The sequence below is a fragment of the Nocardiopsis listeri genome, from assembly GCF_020741345.1.
In the GTDB taxonomy this organism is placed as follows: domain Bacteria; phylum Actinomycetota; class Actinomycetes; order Streptosporangiales; family Streptosporangiaceae; genus Nocardiopsis; species Nocardiopsis listeri_A.
Genome location: NZ_DYZD01000012.1, coordinates 1 through 8445, shown reverse-complemented (window position 1 = coordinate 8445; position 8445 = coordinate 1). Strand labels below are relative to the sequence as shown.

At 69.3% G+C, this 8445-nt stretch carries 8 protein-coding genes; 2 read left to right on the top strand and 6 right to left on the bottom strand.

The genetic code is table 11. From position 1 onward, the window contains the following. Positions 1-1031: PucR family transcriptional regulator (locus tag K8V84_RS00610; protein WP_304069176.1), on the bottom strand; the 1031-nt coding region annotated here is incomplete at its 3' end. A 143-nt stretch (positions 1032-1174) separates the two neighbouring features. Between K8V84_RS00610 and K8V84_RS00605 the strand changes: the two genes are divergently transcribed. Continuing rightward, entirely contained in the window at positions 1175-2443 is a 1269-nt protein-coding gene (locus K8V84_RS00605; protein ID WP_304069175.1) for an FAD-dependent oxidoreductase, read from the top strand. A gap of 75 nt (positions 2444-2518) precedes the next feature. Next, positions 2519-2968: a GreA/GreB family elongation factor gene (locus tag K8V84_RS00600; RefSeq protein WP_304069174.1), complete on the top strand. Its 450-nt coding sequence runs from the start codon at positions 2519-2521 to the stop codon at positions 2966-2968. A gap of 120 nt (positions 2969-3088) precedes the next feature. Here the strand turns inward: K8V84_RS00600 and K8V84_RS00595 are convergent, their stop codons facing one another. The 5 genes from K8V84_RS00595 to mshD all read right to left on the bottom strand — a co-directional run bounded on the left by K8V84_RS00595 (position 3089) and on the right by mshD (position 8178). After that, complete coding sequence (locus K8V84_RS00595) at positions 3089-4054, bottom strand: nucleoside hydrolase (RefSeq protein ID WP_304069173.1); 966 nt, start codon at positions 4052-4054, stop codon at positions 3089-3091. 32 nt (positions 4055-4086) lie between these two features. After that, complete coding sequence (pstB, locus tag K8V84_RS00590; RefSeq protein ID WP_304069172.1) at positions 4087-4866, bottom strand: phosphate ABC transporter ATP-binding protein PstB; 780 nt, start codon at positions 4864-4866, stop codon at positions 4087-4089. 15 nt (positions 4867-4881) lie between these two features. Continuing rightward, positions 4882-5964, bottom strand: a complete 1083-nt coding sequence (gene pstA, locus K8V84_RS00585; RefSeq protein ID WP_304069171.1) for a phosphate ABC transporter permease PstA — start codon at positions 5962-5964, stop codon at positions 4882-4884. Then, positions 5961-6926 carry a phosphate ABC transporter permease subunit PstC gene (gene pstC, locus K8V84_RS00580; RefSeq protein ID WP_304069170.1) on the bottom strand — a complete coding sequence of 322 codons (966 nt, stop codon included), beginning with the start codon at positions 6924-6926 and terminating at the stop codon, positions 5961-5963. Before pstC ends, pstA begins: the two co-directional genes overlap by 4 nt. A gap of 268 nt (positions 6927-7194) precedes the next feature. After that, on the bottom strand, positions 7195-8178 hold the full coding sequence (gene mshD / locus K8V84_RS00575) for a mycothiol synthase (protein WP_304069169.1): 984 nt from the start codon (positions 8176-8178) through the stop codon (positions 7195-7197). Between the last annotated feature and the right edge of the window lie 267 nt (positions 8179-8445).

Genomic DNA, 8445 nt, shown 5'->3' with positions numbered 1-8445 from the left:
ACGGTGCTGCCGAACACCGTGCTTCGACCGGGGCGCGACCAGCCGAAGCCGGTGGTGGCCCGCTCGAACGTCATCAGGGTGGCGGAGTGGCGTTCGTCGGGGGTGTGCGCCTGCAACGCCACCACCCGGTGTGCCGTCGCGGCCAACCCCAGTCTTCCCGCCGCCTCGGTGGGGTCCATGGCGCCTTCCAGCAGGCGGCTCACCAGGTCGGACTCCACCTGCCGTTCCAGATCCGCGCTCACCCGGGTGCGCAGCATGTGCAGGGCCACGGTCCGGGCCCCCTCGGCCAGCAGCGCGGAGCGTTCCTCGCTCAGTGGTCGATCGCACACGACCCACAGGGAACCGAGGAACTCGCGACCCACACGAACGGCCACCGTGGTGCGTCCACCCAGGCCCAGATCCGCTTCGGGGGGCAGATGAAGCGGTTCGGAGGAGGACACCAGGTGCGCGGTCACCCCCGTGCGTTCCAAATGGCGTTGGAGCTCGTCCGGCACCCGCCGTCCAAGGATGGTGTCCAACCGGGCCCGATCCGCGTCCGTCTGCCGCTGCGAGTAGGCCAGGAGACGGTAACGAGGGTCTTCGATGGTCACCGGACCGTCCACCCGCTCCGAGATGGTGTCCGCGAGCGCGGGCAGGTCCGCCGGGCCACGTCCGGCCTCGGTCTCGCCGCCCTCCAGCACCAGTCCGTAGACCACACCGGCCACCTGGCCCCACGACACCGACGAGTCCACGACCAACAGGGCCACGCCCCGCTCGCGGGCGTTCGCGGCGGCCTCGGCGTTCTCCTGGTCCCCGGCGGACTCCGCCGGGCGCACCAGAACGGCCACGGCTCCGGCTCGCTCGGCCAGCTCCACCGCGAGCGAGGAGTCGTCCACGCCCACCGCCAGGAGGATGTCCCCCTCCTCTCGGCCGGGCGTGCCGGGGTCGTGCAGGGCGACCCCGCGTAGAACCGTGCCCGGGGTGGGACGCGATCCGACCAACCTGGTTCCATAGGTACCGAGGATGGTGACCAAACGGTCCAAAAGGACCACATCGCCCCCTCTGTTGTTCCGAACTGACTTCAGCGTAGGTCGAGATTGTGCGTGTCGGACAAAGGGCGGCCCAAGGTTCCAGGGCACACTTTGGTAACAGAGGGCGAACCGCGCCCTCTTGTCGTCGTGCACAGGGAGAGGCCATGGCCGGGAAGGGCGCGGATGTTCCGCGTACCGTCATCGTCGTCGGCGCCGGGATCGTGGGCCTGTCGACCGCTTGGTTTCTTCAGCGGTACGGGGTCGGGGTCACCGTGGTCGAACGAGATACGGTCTCTTCCGGGGCCTCATGGGGGAACGCCGGCTGGATCGCGCCGGGGCTGACCATTCCGCTGAACGACCCGTCGGTCTTCGGCCACGGCGTGCGCGCGGTTTTGGACCCCAAGTCCCCGCTCTCCATCCCGCCGACCACCGACACCGGACTGCTCGGCTTCCTGGCCGCCTTCGCGTTCAACAGTCGCCGCTCCACCTGGGAGCGGGCGCTGGACGGCAACGCCCCGCTCAGCTCCGTGAGCCTGGACGCCTTCACCGAACTCGTCGAGGCGGGCGTGGGCCTGCAGGACGGGCCCAAGGTCGAGGACGCGCCGGTCACCGCGCTGTTCGGCAGCGAGAAGGGCGCCGTCCACCTCCTCAAGGAGCTGGACCAGATGCGGGCCTCTGGGATCCCACTGTCCTACTCGGCGCTGGACCAGGACGCCGTTCGGGCACAGAGCCCGTTCGTCTCGAACACCGTCCGCGCCGGCGTCCGGATCGACAACCAACGCCACGTTCACCCGGGTCTGTTCACCCACGCACTCGCCGACGCCGTGCGCTCCCGCGGGGGCAGCATCGTCGAAGGGTTCAGGGTGACCGGGGTGGAGGCGCGTGGGGACGGTTTCCGTCTCCGCTCCGCGCACGGTGAGACCGAGACGGCGGACGCCGTGGTGGTCGCCACCGGCGCCTGGCTCGGACGCCAAGGCCGCCCCTGGGGCGTCACCGTCCCACTGCGGGCCGGCCGCGGATACAGCTTCACCGTGCCGACCGACGCACCGGTCCCCGGGCCGCTCTACCTGCCAGAGGCCAGAGTCGCCTGTACACCACTGGCTGAGGGACTGCGAGTCGCGGGAACCATGGAGTTCCGCGACATCGAGGCCCCGATGTCGGAGGGACGGATCTCGGCGATCGCCTCCTCGGCGGAGCCGTACCTGAGCGGGGTCGACCTGGCCGCCCGCACCGACGAATGGGTGGGATCGCGCCCGGTCACCGCGGACGGTCTTCCCCTCATCGGGGAGACGCGTATCCCCGGTCTGTACGTGGCCGGCGGACACGGCATGTGGGGATTCACCCAGGGCCCGGCCACCGGCCGCATGCTGGCCCGGGCGGTCGCCACGGGGAATCCGCCCGAGGCACTACGCCCCTTCGATCCACTCCGGTGAACGACCATCACGTCCACCGGGCGCCCCGCCGAATCGTCGGCCGGGCGCCCTTCCTCTTCCAAAGGGAGAAACACGATGTCCAACGACAGTCGCGTCTGGATCACTCCGGGCGCTCACCGTCGGCTCACCGTGGAGCTGGCGGTCCTCCAGGGCAGGGCGGAACCCGCCGAGGCCGAGAGCATGGGGATCCACCTCGTCGAAGGCCCCGACGCCCGTGAGTCGCGCATCCACAAGATCGAGGAGCTCCTCCGGGACGCCGTCATCGGTCAGGCCCCGCCGGACGACGGTGTCGCCGAACCCGGCATGGTCCTGACCATCCGCTACGCGGACGATCCCGACACGGAGACCTTCCTGCTCGGCGCCCGCGAGGGTGTGTCGGGGGAGGAGATGAGCGTCTACTCGCCGAGTTCGCCCCTGGGCCAGGCCCTGCTGGGCGCCGCCCGCGGAGAACAGCGCTCCTACAAGGTCCCCAGCGGCAAGACCGTGAGCGTCACCCTCGTCGAGGCCGTTCCCTACAGCGCCTGACCCGATAGGGCCGCCCGCCAAGGGCGGCCCAACGGCGACCTGTGGAGACTCCGTCCTCGGGGACGAACGGCCGGGGCCGGCGGAGCACGCCGACCGAGTACCCGAATCGGATTCTGCGGGTCACAGGCCCCGGATCGGACGGTTCGGTTCGGTGGGTCGGGACAACAGCGCGACCAGGTACTCGTAGAAGGCCTCGGCGTCGATCTCCTCGACGACCCGGGCGTTGGCCTCCAACCCGTGCACTCCCCAGGACATCGCCGAGTACCCCCGGGTCAGCTCCCCGGCGGTCTCCACGTCCACGTGGTAGGGCGACACCTTACGCACCAGTTCGGGGTGGAGCAGGAGCGCCGCGGTCAGGGAGTCGGGGTGTGTGGTGCCTTCGATGCCCACCGTACGGTCGAACTCCAGGGTGGCCGCGCACACCCGGGTGAAGAAGGCCGCGAGCGGGGTGCCCAGAGCGGCGATCCGATCCAACCGTTCCTGGTCGAAGACCGCCCGACGCAGCGTCAGTGGGTCCCAGGGCACCACGGTGACGTCGAACCCCGCGGCGAACACGGACTTGGCCGCCTCGGGATCCACGTAGAAGTTGAACTCGGCGGCGGCCGTGATGTTGCCCCGACCGTTGTTGGACCCGCCCATGACGTACAACGACTTCACGTTGTCGACGAAGGAGGGGTCCTTCGCCAGCGCCATGGCGATGTTGGTGAGCGGACCGATCGCCACGATCGACAGCTCACCGGGGTGCTCGGCCGCCATCCGGACCAGGGCGTCCACGGCGTGCTCGGACTCGGTGGCCAGACCGGAAACGTCCATGTCCAGCCCGCCGGACCCGTCACCGTGCACGTTCTCCGCGCTCACCCACTCGCGCACCAGCGGTCCACGGCACCCCAGGTACACCGGGACCTCCCCGAGCCTCCCGGCCACGTTCGAGGTCAAGAACGCGTTGCGGACCTGCCGCTCGAATCCGACGTTCCCGGCGACCATGGTGATCGCCCGCAGATCGGCCTCGGGATCGAGCAGCCCGACCAACAACGCCACACAATCGTCCTGCGCGGTGTCGGTGTCGATGATCAACGGAGTGGCCATGACGGGTCCTTCCACGGGTCGGGCCGGCTCCTCTATCCGAAGCGACCGGTGATGTAGTTCTCGGTGTCCTTCTTCTCGGGACGGGTGAAGATCTGGTTGGTCTCGCCCATCTCGATCAGCCTGCCGGGCTTGCCGGGCGCCGAGAGGTTGAAGAAGGCGGTCTGGTCGGACACGCGCGCGGCCTGCTGCATGTTGTGGGTGACGATCACGATCGTGTAGTCCTCCTTCATGTTGTGAATGAGGTCCTCGATCGCCAGCGTCGAGATCGGGTCCAGGGCCGAGCACGGCTCGTCCATCAGCAGCACGGACGGCTTGACGGCCGTGGCGCGCGCGATGCACAGGCGCTGCTGCTGACCGCCGGAGAGGCCGGCGCCGGGCTTGTCCAGCCGGTCCTTGACCTCGTTCCAGAGGTTGGCGCCGCGCAGCGACTCCTCCACCAGGTCGTCCGCCTCGGACTTGGCCATCCGCTTGTTGTTCAGCCGGGCCCCGGCGATCACGTTGTCGTAGATCGACATCGTGGGGAAGGGGTTGGCCTTCTGGAACACCATGCCGATCTCGCTGCGGACCAGCACCGGGTCCACGTCGGGCCCGTAGATGTCCATGTCGTCCAGGAGCACCTTGCCCTCGGCGCGGGCGCCGGGGGTGACCTCGTGCATCCGGTTGAGGGTGCGCAGGAAGGTCGACTTGCCGCAGCCGGAGGATCCGATGAAGGCCGTCACCGACCGCGGCTCGATGGTCATGGACACGTCCTCGACCGCGAGGAAGTCGCCGTAGTAGACGTGTAGTCCGGAGACGTCGATTCGTTTCGCCACAGGATGTTCCTCGTGTTAGCGGGTCTTGGGTGAGAAGAAGCGGCCGATCACGCGGGCCAGGATGAACAGCAGCATGACGATCAGAACCAACGTCAGCGCCGCGGCCCAGGCCCTCTCGTAGTTGACGGCCCCACCCATGCGGAACTGGGAGTAGATGTACACCGGCAGGTTCATCATCTGTCCGTCGAACAGGTTCCAGTTGATGGAGACCGCCGACGAGCCCGCGGTGAGGACCAGGGGCGCGGTCTCACCGATAACGCGAGCGATGGCCAGCATGATTCCGGTGGTCAGTCCGGCGGCGGAGGTGGGGAGCACGACCTTGGTGATCGTGCGCCACTTGGGCACGCCCAGGGCGTAGGAGGCCTCACGCAGGTCCCGGGAGACCAGCCGCAGCATCTCCTCGCTGGAGCGGACCACGACCGGGATCATCAGCACGGTCAGTGAGAGCGCGCCCGCCGCGCCGTTGGTGTGGCCCGGGCCGAAGAGCATCATCCACAGCGCCACCACGAACAGACCGGCGACGATCGAGGGGATACCGGTCATGACGTCCACGAAGAACGTGATGACCTTCTTGATCCGCCCCTGGGCGTACTCGACCAGGTAGACGGCGGTGAGCACACCGATCGGCACGGACAGCAGGGTGGCCATGCCGGTGATGGCCAGGGTGCCGACGATGGCGTGGTAGACACCGCCCGCGTCCATGCTCGGCAGGACGCCGTTCATCGACACGGTCAGGAAGTACGGGCTGAAGCGGTCCAGGCCGTACCCGACAACGGTGTACAGCAGTGACACCAACGGCGCCATGGCCAGCAGGAAGCAGCCGTAGACGATGGCCGTGACCATGCGGTCCTTGGCCTTGCGGCCCCCCTCCACCCGGTTGGAGGCGGTCACGATGATGACCGCGTAGGCCACCGCGGTGAGCAGCGCCCAGGTGATCGGACCGAAGGACGAGAACGCGGCCAGGACACCGGCGACCACCACGCCACAGCCGACCAGTAGACCGAGTGGGAAGTGGCGGGGCAGGGTGCCCGCGCGAAGGTCGAGCTTGGCGCCGGACTTGGGCCCGGGGGCGGGAGGCTGCGTGGTCGTCGTGCTCATGCGGACTCCTTGTTGCCCCGTGCCACGACGTAGCGGGCGCCCATGTTGACTACGAGGGTGATGGCGAACAGCACCAGACCGGCGGCGATCAACGCGGAGACCCCGTAACCGGTGGCCTCGGGGTACTGGAGCGCGATGTGCGCGGCGATGGTCTGGTTGCCGCTCTGCAGCAGGTTGAAGGAGATCGCCAGGGCCGGGGAGAGGATCATGGCGACGGCCATGGTCTCGCCCAGCGCCCGACCCAGGCCGAGCATGGCGCCACCGACGATGCCGGACTTGCCGAAGGGCAGCACGGCCAGGCGGATCATCTCCCACCTGGTGGCGCCCATGGCGAGCGCGGCCTCACGGTGGCCCTGCGGGACCTGGTGGAACACGTCGCGGGACATCGCCGTGATGATCGGCAGGATCATGACCGCGAGGACGATGCTCGCCGTGAGCAGGGTGCGGCCGGAGGTGGAGGCGGGGCCGGCGAACAGCGGGATCCAACCCAGGTAGCGGGTCATGCCCTCGTACACGGGGACCAGCTGTGGGGCGAGCACCATCATGCCCCAGAGGCCGTAGACCACGCTGGGGATCGCGGCGAGCAGATCGACGAGGTAGCCGAGCATGGCGGCGAGCCTCCGCGGCGCGTAGTACACGATGAACAACGCGATGCCGATGGCGACCGGGGTCGCCAGCAACAGCGCGATGGCGGCGGCCAGAACGGTACCGAAGGCCAGCGCGGCCACACCGAAGGAGGGGTCCTCCCTGGTGTTGGCGTCCCACGACTGGTCGGTCAGGAAGTTCGAGGTGTTGGCCGACAACGACGGCCAGGCCTGGATCACCAGGAAGGCCGCCACACCGGCGAGGATCGCCAGGATCAGCAGGCCCGACCCTCGCGCGAGTCCGGCGAAGGCGGCATCGCCGATCCGGCGCCTGCCCCGGGGCGGTGGTGCCGCCTTGGGCGCGTCCGTGGTCGTCATGGGTTCTCCGGTTCGGAAATGGTGAGTCGGGCCGGTCTCTCGGGTTCCTCGGTCATGCCGATACGGGCATGTGCCGCGTCGGCGACCCGACGCGGGCGCGCGCCGCACCGAATGCGAAGGTAAGCCCCAGAGGTGACCAGTTGTCCCAGGGAAGGTGAACGGAACATGAACGCCGCATCGCACACCTGTGGCGGTAAGGGGTTCGGCCGGTTAATGTGACGCGTCACACTTGACGGAATCCGTTCCCCGGCGGGCGTTCGGGCCGTGTTCAGCCCTGCCGTACCGGCGCGTACATGACGTCGGTGTCCCACATGGAAAAACCGAGGCTCTCGTACAGGCGCACGGCGGCCTCGTTGTCACCGTCCACGTACAGGTGGACCCATGGCAGGCCGCGATCGCGTAGGTGCCGCAGTCCGGCGAGTGTCAGGGCGCGACCCAGGCCGGTGCCCTGCCAAGCCGGGTCCACACCCACGACGTACACCTCGCCGACGCTCTCGTCGTCGCTGAGCCCCGCCCCGTCGGCGTGGGTCTTGGTCCAGTGGTAGGCGGCGATGCCGCCGCTGGTGGTGGCCGCGACGAAGAAGCCCCGCGGGTCGAACCAGTCCTCGATCTCGCGTTGCAGCAGGTCGTCCAGGGTCAGGGAGCCCTGCTCGGGGTGGTCGGAGAAGGCGCGGGCGTTCGCGTCCAGCCAGGCCTGTTCGTCCTGCCCGACCACGAAGGGCCGGATCCGCACCTTCTCGGCGACCTCCGGGCGCAGTTCGGGTTCGGGGAGCTCGGGCGCGGACCAGGGACCGCCCGGCACCTCCGCGCCCAGGTCGCGCAGCGGCATCCGCATCTTGTGGAGTTCGCGCACCGGTTCCCAGCCGGCCGCCTCCGCCACCGAGACCGCTCCCTTGGTGCGACCGTGGGCCCACACCCGTACCCCGCGCGGTCCGGCGTCCTCGCGGACCGAGCGCAGCAGGGCCGTCCCGAGCCCTCGACCTCGGTGCTCGGGGTGGACGACGACCTCACCTGAGTCGGGTTCGTCCTCCACGCGTTCGACGAAGGCGAACCCGATGATCGACACGGTCGGGTCGGTGCCGCGGAATACGTGGAAACGGCTGCTGCCGGCGGGCGCCCCGTGCCTGACCCTGAGCACGGTGTGCTCGGACAGGGGAGCGACGCCGTCCACGGCGCGGGCCGCCTCGGCCAGGGCCAGTACGGGTTCGGTCAGCTCGGAGGCGAGATCGTCGGTGACTAGCGGGGTGTTCATGAGCCGCAATCCTAGATCCTGTTCGTCGCGTGGGCGCGCGACACCCGTGGCGTGGGCCGGTTCCACCGCTCCGGTTTCCTCACCTGGGCGAGGACCGGAGCGGGTCGGAACGGGTCGGTTCGGGGGCGGGGTCGGTCGGTACGCCGAGCCCTCAGCCCTTACGGCGCTTGCCCTGGTAACCACCGCCGACCGCGAGTCGGACCCGGCGGGTGGGCGACAGCGGGGCGGCGAGCAGCAGGGCCAGTAGGAAGGCGGCCAGCAGGATCG